Origin of the sequence: Vibrio neptunius, from assembly GCF_000967495.1 — a bacterium.
Classification (GTDB): domain Bacteria; phylum Pseudomonadota; class Gammaproteobacteria; order Enterobacterales; family Vibrionaceae; genus Vibrio; species Vibrio neptunius.
Genome location: NZ_JXXU01000029.1, coordinates 53,003 through 75,300, shown reverse-complemented (window position 1 = coordinate 75,300; position 22,298 = coordinate 53,003). Strand labels below are relative to the sequence as shown.

Annotated in this window: 19 protein-coding genes; 8 read left to right on the top strand and 11 right to left on the bottom strand. The window is 43.6% G+C overall.

Features of this window, described 5'->3' with window-relative positions:
- Nucleotides 1–14 precede the first annotated feature (14 nt).
- The 5 genes from TW84_RS11020 to TW84_RS11000 form a co-directional block, all read right to left on the bottom strand.
- A complete protein-coding gene (locus tag TW84_RS11020) occupies nt 15–2,435 on the bottom strand; it encodes a hypothetical protein (protein ID WP_006957242.1) in 2,421 nt (806 codons plus the stop codon).
- Complete coding sequence (locus TW84_RS11015; RefSeq protein ID WP_006957243.1) at nt 2,435–6,316, bottom strand: hypothetical protein; 3,882 nt, start codon at nt 6,314–6,316, stop codon at nt 2,435–2,437. Before TW84_RS11015 ends, TW84_RS11020 begins: the two co-directional genes overlap by 1 nt.
- Before the next feature lie 218 nt (nt 6,317–6,534).
- The gene (locus tag TW84_RS11010) at nt 6,535–9,189 is read right to left on the bottom strand and encodes a DEAD/DEAH box helicase (protein WP_006957244.1); all 2,655 of its coding nucleotides are present in this window, start codon (nt 9,187–9,189) and stop codon (nt 6,535–6,537) included.
- Nucleotides 9,180–10,958: a site-specific DNA-methyltransferase gene (locus TW84_RS11005; RefSeq protein ID WP_006957245.1), complete on the bottom strand. Its 1,779-nt coding sequence runs from the start codon at nt 10,956–10,958 to the stop codon at nt 9,180–9,182. The genes TW84_RS11010 and TW84_RS11005 overlap by 10 nt, the downstream gene beginning before the upstream one ends.
- 103 nt (nt 10,959–11,061) lie before the next feature.
- On the bottom strand, nt 11,062–11,982 hold the full coding sequence (locus TW84_RS11000; protein WP_006957247.1) for a WYL domain-containing protein: 921 nt from the start codon (nt 11,980–11,982) through the stop codon (nt 11,062–11,064).
- 252 nt (nt 11,983–12,234) lie between these two features.
- Here TW84_RS11000 and radC point away from each other — a divergent pair, with 252 nt between their 5' ends.
- From radC to TW84_RS10965, 7 genes are all read left to right on the top strand, one after another.
- The gene (radC, locus tag TW84_RS10995) at nt 12,235–12,708 is read left to right on the top strand and encodes a RadC family protein (protein WP_006957248.1); all 474 of its coding nucleotides are present in this window, start codon (nt 12,235–12,237) and stop codon (nt 12,706–12,708) included.
- Nucleotides 12,705–13,142 carry a DUF2787 domain-containing protein gene (locus TW84_RS10990; protein WP_006957250.1) on the top strand — a complete coding sequence of 146 codons (438 nt, stop codon included), beginning with the start codon at nt 12,705–12,707 and terminating at the stop codon, nt 13,140–13,142. Before radC ends, TW84_RS10990 begins: the two co-directional genes overlap by 4 nt.
- 51 nt (nt 13,143–13,193) lie before the next feature.
- Nucleotides 13,194–13,637 carry a DUF2787 domain-containing protein gene (locus TW84_RS10985; protein ID WP_006957252.1) on the top strand — a complete coding sequence of 148 codons (444 nt, stop codon included), beginning with the start codon at nt 13,194–13,196 and terminating at the stop codon, nt 13,635–13,637.
- Between the two features lie 3 nt (nt 13,638–13,640).
- Nucleotides 13,641–13,817, top strand: a complete 177-nt coding sequence (locus tag TW84_RS24865) for a hypothetical protein (RefSeq protein WP_006957254.1) — start codon at nt 13,641–13,643, stop codon at nt 13,815–13,817.
- 139 nt (nt 13,818–13,956) lie between these two features.
- Nucleotides 13,957–14,697, top strand: a complete 741-nt coding sequence (locus tag TW84_RS10975; RefSeq protein WP_006957257.1) for a WYL domain-containing protein — start codon at nt 13,957–13,959, stop codon at nt 14,695–14,697.
- 23 nt (nt 14,698–14,720) lie between these two features.
- Nucleotides 14,721–15,080 (top strand): hypothetical protein, encoded by a 360-nt coding sequence (locus TW84_RS10970; RefSeq protein WP_006957259.1) that lies wholly within the window; start codon nt 14,721–14,723, stop codon nt 15,078–15,080.
- A gap of 38 nt (nt 15,081–15,118) precedes the next feature.
- Complete coding sequence (locus TW84_RS10965; protein WP_006957261.1) at nt 15,119–15,355, top strand: hypothetical protein; 237 nt, start codon at nt 15,119–15,121, stop codon at nt 15,353–15,355.
- 231 nt (nt 15,356–15,586) lie between these two features.
- Here the strand turns inward: TW84_RS10965 and TW84_RS10960 are convergent, their stop codons facing one another.
- Nucleotides 15,587–16,006 (bottom strand): hypothetical protein, encoded by a 420-nt coding sequence (locus tag TW84_RS10960; RefSeq protein WP_236612147.1) that lies wholly within the window; start codon nt 16,004–16,006, stop codon nt 15,587–15,589.
- A complete protein-coding gene (locus TW84_RS10955; RefSeq protein WP_045975691.1) occupies nt 16,007–18,328 on the bottom strand; it encodes an S-type pyocin domain-containing protein in 2,322 nt (773 codons plus the stop codon).
- Nucleotides 18,329–18,609: 281 nt separating this feature from the next.
- On the opposite strand from TW84_RS10955, the gene TW84_RS10950 reads away from it, so the two are divergent.
- Nucleotides 18,610–19,389 carry an NYN domain-containing protein gene (locus TW84_RS10950; protein ID WP_006957264.1) on the top strand — a complete coding sequence of 260 codons (780 nt, stop codon included), beginning with the start codon at nt 18,610–18,612 and terminating at the stop codon, nt 19,387–19,389.
- Between the two features lie 248 nt (nt 19,390–19,637).
- Here TW84_RS10950 and TW84_RS10945 read toward each other — a convergent pair whose 3' ends face one another.
- The 4 genes from TW84_RS10945 to TW84_RS10930 all read right to left on the bottom strand — a co-directional run bounded on the left by TW84_RS10945 (nt 19,638) and on the right by TW84_RS10930 (nt 22,245).
- Nucleotides 19,638–20,738: a hypothetical protein gene (locus TW84_RS10945; protein ID WP_006957266.1), complete on the bottom strand. Its 1,101-nt coding sequence runs from the start codon at nt 20,736–20,738 to the stop codon at nt 19,638–19,640.
- A 125-nt stretch (nt 20,739–20,863) separates the two neighbouring features.
- A complete protein-coding gene (locus TW84_RS10940; RefSeq protein ID WP_006957269.1) occupies nt 20,864–21,301 on the bottom strand; it encodes a ribonuclease HI in 438 nt (145 codons plus the stop codon).
- Nucleotides 21,302–21,371: 70 nt separating this feature from the next.
- Nucleotides 21,372–21,572, bottom strand: a complete 201-nt coding sequence (locus TW84_RS10935) for an AlpA family transcriptional regulator (RefSeq protein ID WP_039951113.1) — start codon at nt 21,570–21,572, stop codon at nt 21,372–21,374.
- 73 nt (nt 21,573–21,645) lie between these two features.
- Nucleotides 21,646–22,245: an inovirus Gp2 family protein gene (locus TW84_RS10930; RefSeq protein WP_006957273.1), complete on the bottom strand. Its 600-nt coding sequence runs from the start codon at nt 22,243–22,245 to the stop codon at nt 21,646–21,648.
- Nucleotides 22,246–22,298 lie beyond the last annotated feature (53 nt).

Sequence of the window (22,298 nt, the reverse complement as noted above, 5' to 3'; positions counted from 1 at the left end):
AGCGACTATACCTATCAAAACAAGATAGCATCTCTTGAATTGCGGTTAATCTCTTTCCATCGTTTAACTAATGTTGCCGCACATGGATTACCGGCAAGCTGATTCATGCGAACCCAATCAACATCGAGTAAACCTACCAGTAGGTCAATATTCAACTCACCTTTTAAAGTGTGCCATTGCCGGATGCTCGGCTGCTTCATTAACTGAGCTTTTGGAGAAGCTAATCCACCAACAACGAAATATCCCTTTTCTTTGTCGTACCATATGCGTTGAATGCCAGGTATGTTAATCATCCAACGTTTAATGTCGTTTAAAGGCTTATCGAAGTAACGAGATAACAAAGTATCTAAACTACCACTTATTGTTGTATCTCTTTTCTTGTCTCGTTTATCTAACCAACGTTGAACCACATCTTTCTTCACCTGATAATACGTTACCTTCGTTTCATTTTTCTGATGGAGCATGACTAATTGCTCTTGCCACAATTCAACCAATTCGGGTAACTCACGTTCAAATCGCATTGTTGTCTTTTGGCTAGATAACACGCCATCATCACTCAACTCTTTAACAATATTGAGTAGTACTTCGATATCAGGAAGCACCCAATCCAACAATGGATAAGGTTTCTGCTTCTTTGTTAGGTCCGAAAACGCATCTTCCATACCTAATGGCAGTATATTCGTTTGGTCATATGATGGATCTTGCATCATGATTGACACTTGAGCGCCTTCGTCCTTACTCAAAACAAGAGTAATCCTTGCCGCAAAGCGACGTTGTTTATCAACTTCCGAGCCATAATAATCCATTACTACATTCTGCCGGTAACTATAGGGCCAGTTCTCATTCATCAAGTTTAGCAAGTCATCTACAGATGTTTCGAAATTGGATAAGTAGTCATTCGCTTTCGAAATCATATCAGCGTCTGTTGGATCAAAAGGAATTAGTACTGGTCTATCGTTTGAAACTGTAAACAAGTAGCCATCAGTAATAACTATGGTTGATTCGTTTAAGCAAGTACGTTGCAATGGCAAAACCTGCGAGACGGGTCTGTCCACGTCAATGAGCAAACGTTTAATCTCTAACTCTTTAAGAACCACTTCAAGCTTCCTAATAATCGCTTCTTTGTAGGTCTTACTATCCAAAAGGTCGTATCTGTAGCTGTAATAACCACCTTCAGGTGCAGCATATAGCTTGATTGGGTCTTCATCACTTTTTGACTCGATTAACAGCCCTTTTTCAACAGGGTCTCCAGTTACATCATGAGGATTTACGTTGATATGTTGAACTGCGCACCGCCCAACTAGATACTTGGTTAGTGGGTAACGATCATCTTCGATACCCTTCTCTTGGTCTAACAGAATCAAAACACGATCCGAACGCTCAAGCTCTATCCGTTCAAAGTCATTTGGTGCAACTCCATCTAGTAAATCCCATGAAACACAGACCCCTTTCTGTGAAATTAGGAATTTAAACAAGTCCAAGATTTCTTTAGAAGAAACTACAGTATTAATTCTTAGGTCTATGACCTTTATTTCGCCGGATATCTCAATACTTGGGAATGTTGACTTAGCCTTATTTGCCTTGTGTTTTGTTTTCAACGTCAACGGTTGAAGATTTAAAGTTTTAGCCGCAAGTTCAAAACCATAATCACGCGCAAAACGGATAAACTCCTCTTGCACAGGTTTTAACACCATAGGCCAACTTTGCTCAAATCTCTTTGGTGTAGAAAGATCCAGAAACGGACGCTGTTTACGCGAGTTTTTACTCTTGCCGATCTCTTTAAACAAGGTTCCTTTCGGTTTTCTTTCATTGCCTGGATACCACCTGACGAGTACCTTATTTTTGTCATAGACCCACACAGGCTTCTTAATACGATCTATATCTTCGTCGTTGGATAGTGGTCTCAATGGAACATTGGTATAAAAAAGAGCAATCTCAGTAGTATTGCCATCTTTTAGCTGCTGAGTTCTACAATCTAGGCTGATCGCATTTACACCGCCAGACCAGCTATCTACTTTCAATAACGGACAGCCTAAGCTGTAAGCTCCTTTACAGTGACCACCAAAAGCCCGCAATGAGCGCATCATCAAGCGAATCCATACGGGATTTAACACCGGTGAATACTCAACTCTAACCGGAGTTATAGGTTGCGACTCCGCATCTAAAATACACGGCGGAACATCATTTGAATTCTGTAAAGCAACATAGAGCCCAAACTGATTACCATTTTTTTTCATCAAATAGGCAAACTGCCTACTGTCTAGCTCGGCATCAATACGTTCTTCCCAGGCTTTCTTCTCTTTCCACTGATAGTTGTTATTGATGAGTGGATAGTGATAAACCACAAATTTGTTGGCTTTCTCTGCATCAACCTCGCTATTTTGATAAACCAAATGAGACAGCGGCAACTTCCTCAAATCTTTACTTTTATCCATTAACCTTGCTCCCCCCTGTGCTGCCAAACTATTTTCGAAAACCACTTAAAGCCAGACGTCATTTGATATCCATCGCTCATCAAACAACCTGGTAAAAACAGGATTGAAGCATTCTCAACTTTTACTGGCTCCAACATTTCAGAAAAGCCCGATAAGGAGCAATCTTCACCAGTCAATAGGTTCGCGATTACCAAAATGGCATTCTCACCACGGATTTGTCGGATCTTTTCCAGCTTCTTAATTAATCCCAAAGGCGCAAATTCAGGATGTTTACCAGAAGTAAACCATTGCTCAAAGCCTTCATCTGACTGTTCCAGAGCAGCTATAGACCAAAATTTAGCATCAACAAAAACATCCGAGTTTGCTATCTCAAAATCATATAATTCAAACAACTCATGATTGTAGACGTCTTGTTTAGTGACTAGCTGTTTGTCACTCAGCAATGCGCGAATACCTTCCTCACCAATGCGCCCTTGTAAAATTCGCTGAATCACAACGGGATGAAATGCAAATTGCTCTTCAATGTCGTTGGCAAACGGCTGAAACGACGTTCGAAAACCTTTACGATTAAACCATTCCGAAATAGCAGGTTGTCGATTAACAACCTCATAAAGCGTCTGTGGGTTATATTTAATCAATCCGGCTGCTCGCTTAGCAAAGAACTGCCAACTTTTTGGGTCGTACCATATTTCACCAGTAACCTTTGTTTCTTCGGGCCGATCAAAGCACGCCCAACGACACAAAGGCTCAGTAATGCCAAACGTATTGTTATGCGGCATCCATTGGAGATCATGCTGCAATACTGCCCGGCCTAGTTCATGCCAAAGCCCTGAAATTTCTTCAATACAACCCTTACCTTGTCTTGCATCTCGGATTGCGGAAACTAACTTGTTATCAATAATATCAACTGCACCAGAGCCATCTTGGGATCGCGTTTTCAACAGAGCAAGAAAGTTGGAAACCAATGCATCTTCGGAATGAGTAAGATCATCAATAAGCTGGTTATTAAGGTTTGAAACCCAATTTCGGTTGTTAGTACAAACAGTTAGTTGGCCGTAGTTGCGAAGATGGCCTGCTACATCATCGCTTAAATGAATGGCTACATGCGGCACATACGTCCAAGCACGTTCAATACGTCCAACTTGCTGCTGCACGTCAGCGGCAAGATTCTTAACATAGTCATTAGTCCCTTTATAAAGCTTGTTTAGCTCCTGGATTTTAGAGACTGAGTTATTCATCAACGGCATAATAAATTGCCGCTGCTGCTTACGTGAAAACTCTGAACGCCTGACTAATTTTTCTAAGTTTCTGAGCTGAAAGCCAGCATGAGACATTTCATCATCAGCGTCATTGCTATCCCATGGTGAAAAGTAAAAGTGCTTACTTTCAATAATAAACAGCGACGTCAGATCCATCTGCCCTTGAGAGTTAGGCAAGGAGTAATCCAAATTAATGCCATTTGTAGCGGATGCGGTTTGTGTCATTACCACCACGGTTCGGCCAGAGTCGAACGCCGCTTGATATGCGTACTCAAATCCTTCTCGCTTTTGTGCCTCTGCATTGAGTAAGCAAATCATCATGGGCTTACCGTTGGCAGTCAAAGGAATAAACACATCGTCAAAAGAAGACAATACGCCAGTGGTTGATCGGTCCATTTCAAGCCAATCAGCGCTCATTCTGCTGTTTTCTGCGGTATCACATATCAACCACTTCCGGAGATATTTGACTGAGTTAACAAAGGCTAGGTGTCCTTTATGTTGTGGCTCATTCGCTGCTAAATGCAGAACGTACAGTAATTTAAACAACACAGACTGCCGGTATTCATACTTGTAATCTGACTGCTCAGCCTCAAAAAATGCAGCGTTCAAATGCAGTTTTACCTCCTGAAAAACTGGGGCATTGATAGCATCATCAAAGTCGTGAATCGTGGTTTTCAGTGACGAGCGACGCTTTTCAGATTTGTCTTTAACCAACGAGCGGATCACCGCCATTTGTAACTGCTTATCCTCGTCAGTTTGTAAATATGGAATCGGCTTCTTAAACCAATCTTCGGGGCGCTGCTCAAAGCTATCGCCCAAAAAACTCTCGGTACATTGTGGATTGCGGGCCTGAGCCACGTAACGCAAAGCACTTTCAATCCAGCGTATATCGAAATGACCAATCCCCCTTTCGATATAAGAAGTTGCGGATAGTGCAAAAACGAGGTTTCGACTCGATAACGAAACCATTAACCCTTCAGGTGTTGTCGGCAATAGTGCACGTTTAATCTTGATCCTCAACGGGTCAATATCCGCTTCAGCTTCATCAGTGGTTAATAGCCAGGTTGTTAGGCCAAACATATTCGTCTGAGTATTAGGTAATCGGTTTGATTTACTGAGCGCTTCTAACTCAGGTAAGCGAGTGCGAGGCAAGGAGAACAGCGATAAGCTTGGTAACGCCGTGCTGTAGTAGGATGGTCGATAGTCATTCGCAGGATCAAACAGCAATCGGTTTAGCCGAACGAGATATTCATAGGCTTCGGACTCATCGGTTGCGAACTGCGACAACAGCAAACTGAAGCGTCTGATATATTTCTCCATCACACGCAAAAAATCACCGACATCAATTGCTTCTTCATCGCTTTCAGCATGACTTTTCACTTCAAAGCCATGAGGTTTTTGCTGTAACTGCAAAGGCTCACTGGTTACTAAGTGATCTGAGCGAAACAGATATTTCTTTTCGAACGGGACACCGGATTCATACTGCTTTAAAGGCATTACCAGCGCCCTAGACTGATTGAGATCGACACCTTTGCTGGTCAAATCCTCCTCTAGCTCAGCAATAAGCTGTTTAAGCTCACTGTAAAGCTCAGGTATAGGTTCAGCAGTAACAAACTGCATTCGCGCCAATAGGCGCTTACCCCCTTCAAGTAATTGACCAATACACTCAGGCGGCTCTTGTACCATTTGAGACTGGGCAAGTAATGTTTGTAGAATGTCCGCTTGGTAATCAAACTCATCAACAAATACTACCTTTCCGGTCAGTTGTCCGCTCGACATCCTGACTTTCTGTTTACCGTCGTAAAATGAAGCAAACAGCTTCTGCGTCGTTAACACCAGCAAATGTTGCTTATCATCGTGCCAGGCAATAGCGGGGAAAATTCGACGCACCCATTTATTTTCTCTGAATAAACGAAGCTTTTCTTTTGCTTGCTCCGTGAGCTCATGCGTCTTGCCATAGTGCTTACTGGCATACCTCGCAGCCTTCTCTAAGGACGACATACACCCAAGTAGCGTGCGCTCGACAAAGCCACACAGTTTTCTTAGTTCCTGCTCTTCTCGTTCGAGTAAGACGCCCATCGAATCAGGATTTTTCTTTTTGTACTCAACATTACGGGCAATGGCTGAAACGTTGTGGCAAGCACGAACGAGAGCCTCTTTATCAGCATTAGAACGAAACGCGCCTAAACCATGGATATCCTCAATGGCCTTATAAGGATCGGGCAAGTCAGATTTTTGAACACCTTGTTCATGTGGCAGTGCCCGTTGAGAAACCGCACTAACAACAGTTTCATCCTGTGCATAAAGAATACTAACGAGCAGTGGGTTACCTGAGCTGTCTTTTGCACTCGTTGCACTTTCATAAATGTCATGCAGGATATTCCAGCGATGGGTAACTAAGATGGCCTGCAACCCTTTGGATTTTATAAATTCAAGGCTCGCCGGAATTTTCCCGTCTGGGCTACGATAAAGAGAACTACTTTTGCCACCGCCTGTTGGACCTTGTAACTGGCAAAAGCCAGCAATAGCATTTTCGTTCTTTGCATTAACCGATAGGGCAAGCGCCTGCTCTATCGTATGCGCAATGATTTGATTATAAGAGGTCGGTATTGGCTGACTCATCTAAATCCTCGTTAACTTGATATTCCTTTTGAGTATCGCCCCTTTTTTAGAAGGGGCGACAAGGTTGGAGACAACACAACACCAACAAATGACCCATTAATTCAACTCAGGCACGATCTCTTGTGACCAACTATCTTCCATCAGCATTCTGAACGACATACCACCAAGAACATCATCAATGACTGATTCCACACACTGTGTCTTAAATCACTATTAAATCAACTACAACCAAACTTTTTAGATGCTTCATTTAAAACCTGCCAATTTCTATTTTCTACCCACACAAAACCGCATGTTCCATTGCTTCTTTTTGCCCATAGTTCACCAATTCGTTGTTTCTCTATACTATCCCTATTACCTTTCTCAGCAGATAAATGCTGACCTTTATACTCAATAGCAAGCACTATGCCGCTGGTAAGTTTTACGACAAAATCAGGATAGAACTTATCTGAAGCTGTTTGTAACCAAAATGATGTTGGCTTTTTCTCAACATTACGAACCCACCACTCAACACCTTCCATTTGATGAGCGATAAACTCCGCACACTCGAATTCTTCACCAGTACTTTTCAAGTTGCCAATGACGGGGAAAAAATGTTTTTTCAAGTGAATAAGACCGGTATAAATACTGTCGTAGCCATATCTTCCTTGCTCAAAAGTGATCGAGTGTTCATCACGAACTTCAAATTTATTTTCATCAGAAAATAAATCATCGAACACCCGTTGCTTAGCCTCAACCAGCCCTGCGGCCATTTTTCTTTGTAGCGTACCGCGTAAACGGAACTTACGATAAGCAAGTTCATCAAGTGAAAACCCTTTGTCATCGATCAAGTAGCTTAGTGCCGCATTTAACCACGCCACTTTGATATCTCGCTCGGAATAAGGGAAATATAAATTTCTATCTAACCAATAGATGAGATCTGTAACATGCCACCCTTGTTCTTTCCCAAACAATGCGAGTTGGCTATCTAGTCGGTCATAAACATCACATTCAACTTTTTCTAATTGGGAAATACTTAACGAAGCGCGGCGCATGGTTTCCACATCTGGTGAAAACTCAGAATCTTTAAGTTTGTAATCAAAATCTGAGATTTCCCATTCAGCATCTAGTAAGGGGGTCTCATCAAAAACGTCAAAAAAACTTCTCTGTTTGTAGCCAAGCAATGGAATATTAAATGACACACCTTTTTCCGCAGGTGTTAATTCTCGGGCAGGCGGGGCGGCTTGAATAGCTAGTGCAGTATCAAGCTTTTCTTTTACAGCCTTAGCCACTTCAGGCTGCTTGAAAGTCTCTGAAATTTGTTGAAGTTGTTTATTTGTTGCACCATTTCTAACTGTCAAAGTACCAGTTTCAGGAGAGATTTCTATTCTTTCTCGAATAGCTTTTGGCAATGAGGCTACGGCTTCTTCATCTGGAAGCGACATCACATCATCATATTCTGGCAATGGAATAGTTAGGTCAGTTGTTGGTGCAAACAAATCTTGCTGTGGTTTATCATTATCAGGAGTAACAATTAAATCTTTCGCTTCCAGCCGCTCAAAACCACTTTGAACCAAGCCATCTTTTAAATTTTGTACTGTTGAAGCAAGCTCATTCGAAACTACGTATGCATAGCTGCGATTAAGCGCTTCGCACTGCTTACGCGTAACATGGGGCATACGCAATACACGCCCAAGAACTTGTTCAACCGCGGTCGCAGATGTTGTGTTACGGAACGAAAACAAAATGTAAGCATTTGGGCAATCCCAACCCTCTCGTAGCTTGTCTACAGTAATAATAAATTGCGGATAATCAGGATCACCTAATTTTTTACCACTTAACTCATCAACCGCCCCCGTTGCAATCGAGATGGTTTCTGGCTGGATATTGAAATCGTCAATGAGATGCTGTTTTACTTTCTCAGGTGTAAAGGTCTCTTTCTCTTTCGCAATTCTTTCAGCTTGAATCAACATAACGACAGGCTGAATCATTTCCCCTGTCAGTTGCTTTTCTTGCTCAGCCTCTTTTTCCAATTGGCGTAATCGGGCTATCGCCTCAGTAAGCGAAACCCGCCATTCGGGATGTATCGCCAGTTCTAATGGCAGCTTGAGCATATCCTCGGCTTGTAAAGTTGCAGCCGATACACTACGTAAAACATTCGACGGTTGGCAAGCTCTGTCTGGCGTTGCCGTAAGCTCTAGAATACAGCTCGGGTTAAAACGTTTTAACGTGTCAACCGCTAGCTGCGTCCCCTGATTGTGGGCTTCATCAACAATTACATAGGGGCGTCTTAAACGAATAACATCAACTAATGAGTGATCGCCTTTTTGCTCGGTGCTTACATCTTCAAAGTGTGACATCAAAGCACCATTTTGACGGTACACTCTTAATCCATCTGCGGTATCTCGCTTAAAACTCTGCATAGTGGCAACAATAATTGTATTGCCAGTATTTAGTGTTGCAGGCTGCATATACAAAGCTTCATTGATATCCAAAACATTAACGGCACCAAAAAGATCGCGCATATCTTGGTAAAGTAATTCACCTTGCGTTTTAAGTGCGTATAAAGTTTGCTCTCGAATAGGGTCTGAGGGTACTAGCCAAAGCACTAATGAATGCTCAGTAGCCAAAAATGCTTCATTCACACATTTTATTGATTGACCAGCTATACGGGTTTTTCCCCCTCCCGTTGGCACTCGTAGACAGACATAAGGGACATGATCCAGCTCAGGTAGAGGATAATAGGGCTGGGCAATACCCAAGGCTGACTTTTTGGTCGATTCTGCAAAAGCTGCGGCAGAATCTTTTAATTCCCGGCAGCGGGATAAGTAACTTGAATATACATCTAGCAGATTCTCTTGATAGTTTTTTAGTAATTTATTATTCAGAACCATGTTTTCACCGCCAATTCATAAGGAAGCTGATGGAAAGTAATGCCTAGCTTGGCAAGTTTTGTTTTATCGAAGCGTGAACGGGCTCCATAGACCACTTTAGGTCCGGAAAATTTTGGTAATGCTGCTTCTAATTCTTCAAGGCTGCGATTATTCAGGACATTGCCACCGATATCCGTTTTATCTTTTAGAATTCCGTTATAGAGAAGAAAAATGGCTTTATCTTTGTATTTACCTAAGTAAGGCGTAGTATGCTTTTCTTTGATGTTCATATTGGATGAACTTAACCCTGTCCCTGTCTCCATAAACCAGACAAATTCAGCTAGTTGTTCAAAATTAACATCGGAACGGATAGGGCCATCGCTATTGAATAACGGCTCTTGCGAGAGGGTTAAAAATTGAAAGCCTCCACCAAGTCCACTAACATACTCACCACTCTTGTTGTAATAACCTTCAACTACACTTTTAATTCTTTTAATTGTAACGTGATTAGCAACCGAATCATCCATTTCTATAGTTATGAAATTTCTATTTCCATTATCTTGATGATTTAATTTAAGAACAGCATGTGCCGTTGTGCCTGAGCCAGCGAAAGAGTCTAAAATCAAACAATTTTTATCATAACCTGTTACATATTTTATTAATGATGAGATGACATCTTTATCTTTAGGGTTTGGAAAAGGTTTTTCTCCAAAGATATTCATTAATTCATTGACCGCTTGAAGACCACTACGATAGAAATACGAACCCATAACTTCTCTACCAATATCTTCATCGTTATTTTCTTGCAGCCGCTTGTCTCTTACTAAATATGTTTTCCTTATTGGAGGTTGTGTATGATCCTCTCTAAATACAACTTTTCCTTCAGCTATCATTAAATCCATTTTTTCTTTTTTTGAATATCTCCAACCACCTTCAGGTACAGCGCATGGCTTTTTGGTTACAGGGTGAATGACATCATATTTTGGACCATTCCCGCCAGGCCATGACATATTATCATCCCTCCAAACTCCATTAGCATCTGCCTTGTTATAACGAGAGTGTTTTTTTGACGGGTGATTTTTGTCTAGCCCTTTATAAAATAGTTTTAGATTTTCCTCTATCAAACCAAAGTCATCACCAAAGAGCCCTTTCAGTCTTATATATTCGTCATATATTTCTGATGCGCCTTCTTTTTCTTTTCTCCAAATTACATTTTTATCTTTCAAGTACTTCTTCGATTTGGCATAGACAAATATGTATTCATGACCAACAGAAAAAAACTTTGCATCATTTTTCCTACCTTTTTCCCAAACCAATTGAGCTATGAAATTACCTTCACCAAATATTTCATTTAGTATTAGTTTTGCATTTGCAGACTCGTTATCATCCAAACTAACTAACAATACACCATCATCTGCTAAAAATTGCTTCAACAAAACCAAACGCGGATACATCATACACAGCCAACGATCATGACGGTCGAGCGTTTCACCTTCTTTACCAACCACTTCACCCAGCCATTTTCTGATTTCCGGGCTATTAACATTATCGTTGTATACCCAACCTTCATTTCCTGTATTGTATGGTGGGTCGATATAGATACACTTTACTTGGCCCGCGTAACGAGGCAGCAAAGCTTTGAGGGCGTGTAAATTATCTCCTTGCACAATAAGATTACCACTATCAGGATCTCCGCAGGATAATTCAGATACAGGCTCTAACAGACGAAAAGGCACTTCTTTATGATGCTTTTCGACGGCTGCTTTGCCAATCCAATTAAGTGTCGGCATGTTTAGGCCTCCCTGTTATTGTTATTGATAAACATTATTAATAATCTCGTTTTAAATCGGTAAACACATTCGTCTAAGACATACTAATTTAATTCTGTCACTTTTAAGCTGGTTGAATATGCCCTGGCGCAACCGCAAGGTTACCGACACCGTATAAAGTTTGATAATTTTTTAACCATAAATGAAATTCGGGTGTTTTTAGCTGAGCCTCTTTGGAACAATCCACGTTCCAAAGCCTGAGCAAATAGCCAGCAGTTGCAGCTCTAATCTCAACCCTCATCACGCCCCCCGTCATGCCATAGTCCAGCTCTATCGCTTCGCTGTGTTCAATGCGTGGGTGGGGTACTAACTCCAGTTCTACAAAGCGGTTCCATTGCCGATCCTGTGTTTCGAGCTCAGCCTCAGACAACGTTGAACCTTCAAGCACAACCGCTGCTTTAATTCGGGTCAGTACAAAGTCACGGAACTCACCATGCTTGCGGTCAAAACCACGAACATGCCAACGTAGGCCATTGTCCACCAGAGTATGCGGCACAATTTCACGCGTGGTTTCACCACTCGATAACGACACATAGGTAATGCCCAAGGCTTTGCCTTTGTGAATGGCCTCGGTGACCTTCGCCACTATCGATAGACTCGGCTTGTTAAGGTGATAAGGCGCTTCACACGCAAGAGGTGGTTTTACCTTTCCAGTAAAGCCATCTCCGTAGCCTTGGCTAATCGTCGCCAGTGTTCTCACAACGTCATAGTCGAACAAAGATTCAAATGCTCCACCACGCTTGTGCAACTTTAGCTTTTGGTCATATTCAATATTGCCTGGAGCAAGCTCTCGGTAAAGGGTGAAGTCTTTCGTCGCTTGTGTTGGAGCTATGCCAAAACGCTCTACCAAATCAGCACGCACAGCTTCTCCCTTGAACAATAAGGTGAAGTCGATATGGGCAATACGATCACGGCTTGCCTGTGGTAACTTTTCTAAAAGTTGCTGGGCCTTATCGCTCATTACTTCGTTTTTTATCTTCGTCATGAAACCTTCAACATCCAAAACCTATTCAGAGTACGTGTATCAAGTTGGACCGATTATAAAACAAATAAAATCACATATCCTAACCAATTTTATTATGCCATATCACACTATGAGCAAACTTCGGCTAATAAGGAACCTCAGCGAGTTAATTACTTATGTGAGCCTGTTCATGCATAATCCCCTCAATCCAAAAATTTTCAGGCATATGTCATCAATGTGAAATCCCATCATTGATTCCGACAGGAGCCAGAAATGAATCCCATAACTTCCGATTACCAAAAGCAGCAACGCTATCAAGAAAATGAAATCCTAGAGCACGCCGCTGAGATACTAGCTAACCGCTATGTGCGCGGTGATGCCCTAACTAAACCTGAAGCCACTAAAGAGTACGTTCGCTGTAAGCTAGGCAACTATGAGCGTGAAGTGTTTGCCTTATTGCTGCTGGATAACCAAAACCGACTGATTGAATTTAAAGAGCTGTTTCATGGCACCGTAGATGCGGCCAGCGTCTATCCACGTGAAGTGGTGAAAGCGGTATTAGAAGTGAATGCCGCAGCGGTGATATTTGCCCATAACCATCCATCCGGTGACTCAACACCGTCTCAAGCCGATAGACGCATAACCGAAAGACTCAAAGACGCGCTCGCGCTGGTAGAAGTTCGCGTATTGGACCATATCGTGACAGGCGATAGCTGCACCTCGTTTGCCGAAAGGGGGTGGTTATGATTGAGCAACACTACGGTGAGCTTTCTATTGATGACGCTTTACATACGTCACTGGAAGCACTTTTGAATCGATACACTCTCCCTGAGAACGCTGAGCGGCTCGTGTTGAACTGCCGTCAGATGAGTTACTACCGACATCGACAAGGTTTGCATCCGATCGAGGTACAGTTTAAACGTGAGTCAGATACTAGCCCTTGGCTGGTAGTCTTCTTTGCGAGCTTCTCTTACCCCGACGACAACAGTACAACCGTTGAGCCTGAGCTGTACTTTCACCTAGCTAATCGCTGGTGCTATCAACCCGATGCAGGGAGCACGGATTTATCCCACCCAGAGGTACAAGAGCTGCTCTCGGTATGGATGAAAGCCTTTGCTCGCCACCTTTCTCGAAATGTCTTTGATGACGTGCAACTGACGATGGTTGGCACGTTCCAATAATTCTCACTCCGTTATTTCTTATTTGAATCCTGAAAACAAGGAGGACTCACTATGTCTCAATTAACCTTTACTGCGTCCACACTGCCTGTCTCTAGTACTCTGCATACACTGCTTAGTAAACTGTTCACCACTCATTTACTGGGCAATGAAACTCTCGCCACCAGCCGTTATCTGGTGTTTAACTTTCGCGATAAAAGTTACAGCGTGGATGAAGGCGGCTTCCATCCGGTTGAGATAGCAATTTGCCAAACCTCAACAGGAGAATGGAGCATTGAGTACATCACTGACTTTGCCTATATGGGGAATTACTACCCAGAGCTAGAGCGCAACTTGGATTTTGATTTTCGGGTTGGACAGTTCTTTGTCGCCTATCAAGGCTGGCTACCAATGCAGGGTAGCCGTGATGCCAAAGCGCTCTATCAGTTGTGGGAGAATAACTTTCTTGCCTATGTCGATATGGACTCCTACAACGAGATAACCGTCACCCCACAATAGCTCATGACTTCCCTTCTCCTTAACACCATTAAGCTTGTCACCGCTCTTATTACTTTACTTACCCTCTCTCCTTTCTTTGGCGCTATCGGAACTCTGACGACGTTAGGTTTTCTGGTGGTGCTGTTGATTGGTGTATTGGTAGCGATTGCCGAGCTCAGTGACAAGCATAAGCCTCGTTAATGTTAGTCGGCTCACGCTTTCGTGTTGCCGATTGATGCTGTTTTCACCGTTGGACATTATGTGTCTGACTCACCTCTACTCTCCCGACATTAAATGTCCACCTCCGGTCTTGGAGCTTTGATGTATTGAGAGTGTAGTCATGAGCAATAAAACCAGCATTGAAGGGTTATCCGCTTTGCTGCACACGCTGATGCTTATTCCTCAACATCGTTGGATTACCGTTAGGGAGTTGCAGCAGCAGTTAGCCCTACTCGATATCCACCGCACCACGCGCAGCATTAAACGCTACCTCGATGAAGTCATTGTGGAGGTGTTTAACGTGGAGTGTGATTCGATGAGCATGCCCCATGTTTATCGGAAAACCTCAGAGCAATTACTGAAGCTCAACAAGCAGGAAATGCTTTATTGGCAACTGACGAATAAGTACTTACTGCCGCTTGTTCCTGATGCACTGAATTATGGGCAAGGTCGCTCCTCGGAGGGAGACAAACCCTTACCCCACAAGGGTTCATCGCATTCAAAAGAGCAAGCATGGTTAGCCAAAGTCCATGTAGCACTGCCCAATATTCGTGAGTGGAGTAATGAGCAGCGGCAAGTACTGAATGCGGTACACACGGCATTACTCAACAACCGTATGCTCAAGATATCGAGTCAAATTTTGCAGCAAGAGAAAGCGCTCATCGAACCACTGGGACTCTCGGTTCAATGTGACGCGCTCTTGCTGCTTTTTCGTTTATCCGGTCATCCGACGATACGCACCTTAGCCTTGCCTCTGATTGATGAGGCCAGTGTATCAACGTTTTCTTTTACCTATCCCACTGATTTCAACCTAGAGCAGTTCATGCGTGAACACGCTGAAATCCGTGCATCCCAAATTTAACTCACCACTACGGAGAGATACCCATGAATACCTTAATTCGAACCATCATGATGAGCGTGCTGATTTTCGGAGTCACCGCTTGCGGCGAACAGGAAGAAGCGAAAACCGTCACCGCCGATATTGAAGTGTCGATGTCCACCAACCCACACTGGGGAACACTGACCTTTGATATTCAATCTATCGCTGACAGCACCGTAATAAGCAATGTCATTATCAATCGAGGCAACTGCCGTCTACCCGCTGGTACAGCCTCAGAGCTCTCTAGAAACGTTCAATTGAAATTCGGTGAAACCTACACCGGATACAGTAACAGCTGCACCGTAGACAGCGTGAAAGAAATCGAAGTCACTTCCAGTGCTGGCACCTTTGTTTACACCTTCTAACTCTCAACAAACCCAACTTTACCCAATAAGGAAACACTATGAGTCACACTACAACGAATATTCTCGTTCTACTCGCAACCTTAATTACACCTTTTGTTTTCGCTCAGGGAGGCGGAGCATTAGGAGGTAACCCATCTGTAGAAACAGGTGCAGTCAACGTCAGTGTTGGGAAATGCACTCAGTACAAGATGGATGTAAAAGCAGCACAACAGGCAAATGAAGATACATCGACTATTACCGTCCCTGAAGGCTGTGAAGCTATCACAGAAAAGTAGTGCCAAAAGATGACAATGGGGAGCAATTACGCTCCCCATTCTTTTTTGTCTCAATGCATCAGATTGAAAGTATATGTTATCTGTTAAAAAGCGACTTAACTCTTCAATACTTGCTTCTGATGAATCTTCTATCTCCAGCATTGTTGATAAGATCATGTAATCACTGTTGAGCCCGTACAAAATCGGCAACTCACTGTTCAAAGTAACCCTCTCCGCCCTCTAGCCTCCAGTCTACTTTCTTTGATAATGCACTCTCTCCACATCATCAGTTCCGACTCTATACACTACCTGTGTAGAGAACCCTCGCTCATCAATATACTCATCCATCGCCCCAACTTTTCCAAGAACAGGAATGCTTTTCTCAGGGCGTTCATTTGATGGAAGACCAAGGGCATTCCTAACCTGAATACGTTTAGTTAATAAATTAAGCGATCCCTCATAAAAAGCGGGCTTAGTCACTACAATAGTGGTTAACTCAGAAGTTTGACGATCAAACCTGAGCTCTACGCCAGAAGAGTCAACACATATATAGAAGGCATCACTTTTAGAGTTCAACACTTCAGGCACATTGCCTCCAATCAGAGATAAGAAGGCTGACTGCTTTAGTAAAGCATCGTACTTCTTCCCCAGAAAATCCCTGTAAGTCATCATTTAGTACCAACCATTTTTTGTGTTAATTTCATGCAGTTGAGCTCTAGCATTCTCTAGCTCTTGCTCAGTATAACCTTCGTTTTTCAAACACCCTTTGATAGCATCAAAATTCGAATTTACTGCCGCCTCTAAATCACCAGCATCAACTTGCTGCTTATAGGCTTGATTTCTACCGCCATATGTTTCACTACATTTTCGATGCACTTCCTGAGGTATAGCAATACCAGCAGCACTATTAATTAACTCACGCTCTTGCTCTTTAGTAAGAGTTTGACCTAATGCACTTTCTAGTGCTCTTCTTAACGCAGCTTGAGATGGAATGTGATCTATATCCATTCCATCCTTTTTGCTTCTTGGCGCTAAGTCTCCGTAAGTGCCCACTTCCAATGGTTTTACCTTAGTAATTCCGGCACTACGCTTATTAAATACTAAGTACAAGGGCGACAGTCCCGCATCAGCAGGGAAAGTCACTATATACTCAGCAAGATCTTCCTCTGGATAGAGAACCGTGCCTATCTCTTGTTCGTGTTCTTCAATCGGGCGTACCCAGATATTGTGAACATCAAGCTGATCATTTTCGGGTAATACTGTATCGGGTGTCAGCACATCTGTTGAACCATCGGGCGTCCACGTTATAGTAATACCACTGTCTAACTCCGCAACAAAGTTTTGTCCTTGTTGCACTGCCTGACGCTTAGCCACTAGATCACCATATGGACTGCCTTCACCCGTTTTGATACCAACCACTTGTTGTTTGCCATTTTCGTCCGTGTACATATTGAAACGTACGCGCATCGTAGTGGTATCATTCGTAGAGACGTCAGAATTACCTTCTAAGGTTCCATCACCAAGCTGAGAAGGCCATAAGGCGGCAACTAGAAAACCGCCCATTCGAGCAAAGCCCGCTAGCGCTTCTCCTGAAATCGACCATGTCCCAATTGTATTGGCCGTATTGGTACTCAGAATCCCAAGGTTCGTCACCGCAGATTTCGCGGGAATAGCAAGTAGTGCTGCTTTACCATAATCAGTGGCTCTTGAAGCCGTTGTGATTGTGGCTAAGTTCGTGACAGGAAGTTCTTTCCCAAATAAACGATCACTATTGATCGTTTTGAACTGGGTTTCTGCAATGAATATATCTGAATAGTCGTAATGGGTGTTCGCAATACAGCTATAGGTACAAGGTGGCAGCGGCGGCAATGCGGTTTCTTTGTCTGACTTTATCGTCTCCGCAGAGTTTGCTACTGGCCGTTTAACGATAGATTGTTTTGGTGCTGCAAGAAGCTCACTGATATCAAGCTTGATACCGTGCTGAGCCACCCAGTCGTCATTGAGGTTATCGATCTCTTCTCGGGTGATTTGCTGTTCAAGGTAAACAAGGCTCTGGTTTTCAACGTCTTGTCCTGCGAGTTTCCAGTACACTAAGATAGCACTTTGCAGTCGGTTGTAGCCTTGCTCATCATTCAGTTGCTCATGCGTGGAACATGTAGCGTAAAACGCCCACTTGCCTTCACCCAGCAGCTTGTACTCTTGCACTAATCGGTCGTTATGAAAGTGGTAATAGTAACCTTCTGTTGGCAGTCCTAATCGCTCTCCTAGCTGCACCGATGGGACGACTGGGATAAACGCTTCTTCCACGACACCGGAGCCTATTGGTTTCACTTGCACGCTGTCAGGTACGTTGATGCCCATTGAACTGTCCGCCACTTTCGCAAACAATTTTTTCGGCTCATCAAAGGCCGTGTGAGCAATGTACTTAGTACCGTGTTCCGTGGGCTCAGTTTGCCAGCGACCAATCATAGCTTCTTGTTTGGTCTTGCCCAGTTGAAACGCACAGCCCACGCTTTTTTTGAATGTGTCCTCAGAGCACGCAATTTCAAAGCAATATTCATAATTGAGCTGGGGTGGAGCATCAGAAGTATCAGGCTTGATGGGCTCAGGGACATAGGTATCTTCGATGCTTGGAGCGTATGCCGCACGACTTTGACTTGACGCTGCTCTAGTTACCGCTCCACGAGATATCTTCGCTCTAGAGAGAAAGGCATTTTTTGCCTCTGGCGATAAGGCCTCTTGCCCTTCAGTAGACAAACTCCACGATTTACCCATTCCATTTCTAAGCATCACTGGCTTAGATGGAGTGTCCGTCAACAAGGCCAATTCACCACTTTTGAGTTTGTCCATAAAGCGAGAGAAACTCATCCCATGAGGGATTGCAGAGCTCAGTGCCCTTTCCGTTAACCTTTCTATATCCCCTTCGACTTGACCGAGCTCATGCGTCATCAGCTCCGTTAGCCGTACCACTCTATAACTCACTGTTAATTCCACCGCCACTTTTTAATGAGACATATTCTACTCAATCCATAGAGGGAGCTGGGCTGATAACCTCTATTTGTTCTCAGCAATGCGCTAGAGTGTGACCGTTGTTCCTTCAGCCCCTTACGTTAGTAACTCACTCATCAATAGGTTTTATCTCTTTACGTGTATCGATACTCAAATAGGTAACTCTGTATCTGCACTTGTTGCTTCCCAGCCTTACACGCCGCATCATTGAATCACACCTAAGTGTTCTCATCTTTAATGCACCGATTGCTCATAAGGACATGGATTTGATTGATATAGACTCTGAAAAGAAAATTGCCGTTTTAATCGACGCAGAAAACGCACAATATGCAGTTTTAGATTTTGTGCTCAAAGAGCTCTCCAAACACGGGCATATTCTGGTTAAAAAAGCGTATGGAGACTGGAGTTCTGAATGTTTAAAGAACTGGAAACAACCACTCAATGAGTTGGCAATTAATCCAATTCAGCAATTTTCGTACACGCAAGGCAAAAACTCCTCTGATGCTGCCATGATCATTGATGCCATGGATTTACTCTACTCAAATAAGTATGACGCTTTTGCTCTCATCAGTAGCGACAGTGATTTCACCAAGTTGGCTTCACGCCTCAAAGAGTCTCAAATTTATGTCTTTGGTGTCGGTGAGAAGAAAACACCACTCGCCTTTCGTAATGCTTGTGATGACTTTATTTACACTGAAGTCCTTAAAGAGCGATACGCTCCAAAAGAAGAAGTCACTGCCGTCATTTCAGAAAAACCCAAGAAAGTAGAGCCTCGCGAGACTCGCAATAAACTACGAGGTGATACGAAGCTGTTGAATATCCTACGAGGCGCTGCCAGTGAATACCAAGACGAGGACGGCTGGTCTTTTCTGGGCCAATGTGGTGGCCTAATCAAAAGACAATACCCGGACTTCAGTTCAAAAAACTACGGCTTCAACACTCTGAGCCAGCTCATTGAGGCGACCGAGCTGTTTGAAATAGACAGAAGGCAGACTCAAGCGGGGGCGGTACACATCTACATTAGAGATCAACGAAAAAGCACTTAGTCACTCCCAGTAACTTTCGCTCTTTCCCCCCTCCCTATGACTCTCCATATTCATGCATGATGGTTGTCGACGAATATCCGTCAGCAACCTCAACGAAAAGGATCAATCCATGGGAAATAAACAACAATCAGGAAACAACGCCCCGCTATGGCCGACTAAAAACGGCACCTCAAATCCATCAGGTGGAGGTCGCACCAATAACCCACCAAGCAAAAAGTAAAAGCGGACCTAGGCTGCTTTAGTGCAGCCTAGTATGCATGATGTTGGTAGTAACGCTGGTAACGATTTGTCGTATAGATATCCGGTAACGCACAGCAACCCTCCTTATCAAGCGCTCTCATAAACAGTGCGTATATCAACAAGTCCGCACCTTGTCGCCCAGCTTCCATGTTGTCAAAAAATGCACCCAAGGCTTTTACAGAAGGAAGGCTTTTTCCGCTACGCCACTCTTTAAAACGCTCTTTTTGAACCTTGTTCTTGAGCTCTCCATTTCGCTCATGCTCACTAAAAGGCAAGACAACACACTCACACAACTGTGCGTTTTTTTGATTAGTCACCTCTTTTAATAGACCAAAAAACTTGCCAAGAAATGTGCTCTCTTCTCTTTTAAAGACCTGCCCGAAGACTCCGTATTGCCTTGCAGAGGCGCTAGGCGTGTAGTCTGTATTGTGTTTGGCCCAGCTTTCAATAAACATCGCATCAATGACCGACATTAAAGACAACCAGAAATCATGCTTGAAACAAAGCATGGCCTGCTCAGTTTCTTGTGAGGCAGATTCACTTGGTGATTTGAGCCAGCTTTTCACAAGAACCTTTTCTTGCTCACTGAGCAACGTAAAATCAAGAACGGGCAGGTAATAGCCTGAGATTAACTCACTTTGGTTGCACTCATTAATATCGGGAGCACCCAGTATAAAGGCCAACTGTCCTTGATACGCGGCGCAGCGCCTATCGATATAGCTAACTAAAGGCCTTATATTCAATTCACTAGAAGCCGAAGACAGTCCTTGTTGAAACCCTTTAAGAATGTGAGACCACCAAACGGACAAATCTGCTGTGTGGACCCTTCCCTCTGGGAGAGAAACTTTGAAAGCCAATCCCTTTCGAATAAACACCTTCGCCAATTGCCAAGCAAACTGACGTATCGATGCCCAGCGAATTCCCCCCTTACTGATGTTATCCAATGTGCGGTCTGTCGGTAGGTTACTCTTTACCACTGACGCGTTTAACCACTTTATTTTTTCTCTTGGAGAAACGGGGAGCCCCAGAAATTCTGAGACTTCATCAGGTGAAGGCAGAAACGGGTTACCCAGTTTGATGATGGGTACTTTAATCTTTTCATTGGGCATTAGGAGTCATTAGGTCGTCAGGAAATACCCGCACGTTAAGAGAAACCATCGACACCATCAATCCTAAAGACAAATGAGAATAGCAGCTTGTGGAGTACATCCCACAAGCTGCGTTTCATTGGTTGTTATAGGGTAGCGGCTTCAACCGCTAACAAATCAGCTCTCTCATTCCCTTCGATACCAGAGTGTGCTTTAACCTTAAATACCTCGACATACTTCCTAGAACTCAACTCGTCCACTTGCTGCCAGAGTTGGCGGTTTTTGACGGGTTTCTTATCCGAGCGTCGCCAACCTCGGTCTTTCCAATCGTCCATCCAGATGTTGAAACCTTTTACACAATAATCACTGTCCGAATAGATGACATCCTCATCCTCTGCGTATTCCAAGGCTTCGATTAAGGCCAGTAGCTCAAGCTCAGCACTGTCAGTTTTTCGATTGATGGTGAAGCTCTCTTCATGAACAATCTCATTGTCTTCATCCATAACCACCAGCCCAATGCCCCCTCGTGTACATCCGTGTTGGTTGTTTGGTGCTGCGCCGTCTACGTAAATTGAATAACTCATTTTTTATCTCTCTCTCTCATTGAAAAAGGGCGCATGACTTTACTTAGCCAGCGCCCCGTTGATGTTTGTATTACTGAATGGGTTGTTGGTTGTCTCGCAGTGCTAGACGTTGCTCCATCCATTCCTCGATTTCACTTTCTACCCAAGCCACTGCTCGTCCACCGAGTGGCACACTCTTTGGGAAGTCGGTTTCATCGGCCATGAACTTATAAATAGTGGAACGGCCTAGCCCTGTTAGTGACATCACGTCTTGGATTCGTAGAAATCTCATTTTCACTGGGAATCGTCTCCTGCTTTGTATATACCCATGTGATAAGCCGCCACTGTAAAAAAGTGCAGTCGCTCTACTCTGAACTAGAGCCAAAGAAGTAACGCTGCTCATTCCATGCTTCAGCAAGACTGCTCATGCGATGAAAGACACAACGCTTGATGTTCTTGTCCTGCTCCCTACAGCGTGTCCCTAAGCCATAGTTGCCTCGGTCATTGAGAAACACTAATGAGCGCGCTTTGCCGCTGTAGTGCTTCTCTATCGCTTCTTGCCAAGCCTCTTTAAGGTGCTCAACCAATTCGTTGCGTTTTTCCCAGCAAATGGCGGGGCCAAAATGCTGGCTGTAGTCAGTAAACAGCATCACGCGATAGTTGTGGGATGGCACCTTGTCCTCTCGCTTGCGCCATACGTAGAACACAGACTCCGTATCGAGCTTTTCTTTAAGCAGCTTAAAGTAATCGTTAATGATGCTGAGGTCGGTATCTTGATGATCTTCTGGTAGAAACAAATCCAAACGCGTTGCCAAAGCCGCGTCAAACGCCTCCGTTGCCTGTTCAAAGACTTCCGTCATTCTGGTTAAGGCCGATTCGTATAGCCCCTTATCACTGAAAAATACGGGGTAGTCGTTAAACGTTTTTGAATGAGTAATGTTGGGAAGGTAAGTATTGTTAGGCATGAGTAATACCTCTGAGTGTGTGAATGACATAGGTATTACTCGCGCTGTATTTT